We start from the raw sequence: 1,072 nt of genomic DNA, 5'->3' as shown, positions 1-1,072 counted from the left end.
CGCGTGGCACGAGGCCGACCGCCGCGTCGACATCACCGGCCCGGACAACAGCAACAGCCGCCTCTACTACGACGCCGACGGTCAGTTCGAGGCCCTAACCGTCCAAAAACCCGACGGAAGCTACGCCGTGCAAAACGCCGTCCTGCGCGACGCCCACAACCGCGTGCAAGCCGTCCACACGCCGACCCGCACCACCCGGTTCCACTACGACGGCCTCAACCTGAGCAACATCATCGATACCGAGGGCCGCCGCATCCACTACGCCGAGTACGACGAAGCCGGTCGCCCGCTGCGTTTGACGGTGGAACGCGGCACCCAAAAACAAGCCGACCTGGCGGTTGCGTACCACAACAACGGGCAGCCGCGTTGCATCACCCTGCGGCCCAGCGCCGGTCACCCGGAGCGCTTCCATTTCAACGCCTTGGGTGACCTGATCCGCCACGAACGACCCCACCGCGCCGCATCCGAGGTGCAGTTCAATGCCTGGGGCGCGCCGCAATCGCTGACCTACGACGCCGGCAACGGCCCCGAAACCCACGTCCTCTTCGCCGAGGGCGATAACCGCGCCCTGCAGTTCCCCAACCAGGTATTTGCCGAGGTCGACACCCAAGGCCGGGTTACCACCCTGGGTTACCCCGGCCTCGCACCCAAAACCACCGACTACGACGCCGAAAGCCGGCCCGTGGTCATCAGCGAGGGCAACCACCCCGCGCGGCGCATCGCTTGGCGCGACGGCCGCGTCGACTTTCTGATCGCCGAGGCGCCCGTCCATCCCGCTGGCGGCACCCCCATCTCGGAAACCATCACCCCGGCCTACGATGCGACGGGCCGGGTCGTGCAACTAACCCACGCCGACGGCAGCGGCGAACAGTTCGTGTACCCGGCTGGATCCGAGGACCTCACCCGACTTGAAAGCTTCACAGACGCCAACGGGGTGACCCAAAGCTACCGCTATAACCTCAACCGTTTAACCGGCGTTCAGATCGAGGGCGGTCCCAGCCTCAACTATCAATACGACCCCGCCGGCAACCTAACCGAGGTGTCGGTCGCGAACATGCACACACGCTACGAA

At 65.9% G+C, this 1,072-nt stretch carries 1 protein-coding gene; it reads left to right on the top strand.

Annotated elements, in window-relative coordinates; genetic code table 11:
- On the top strand, positions 1–1,072 hold a 1,072-nt coding region (locus J3U88_RS33990), incomplete at both ends, for an RHS repeat protein (protein ID WP_207863676.1).

The sequence above is a fragment of the Acanthopleuribacter pedis genome (assembly GCF_017377855.1).
In the GTDB taxonomy this organism is placed as follows: domain Bacteria; phylum Acidobacteriota; class Holophagae; order Acanthopleuribacterales; family Acanthopleuribacteraceae; genus Acanthopleuribacter; species Acanthopleuribacter pedis.
Note: the sequence above shows the minus strand (reverse complement) of the source record. Positions and strands in the feature narration are given on the sequence as shown.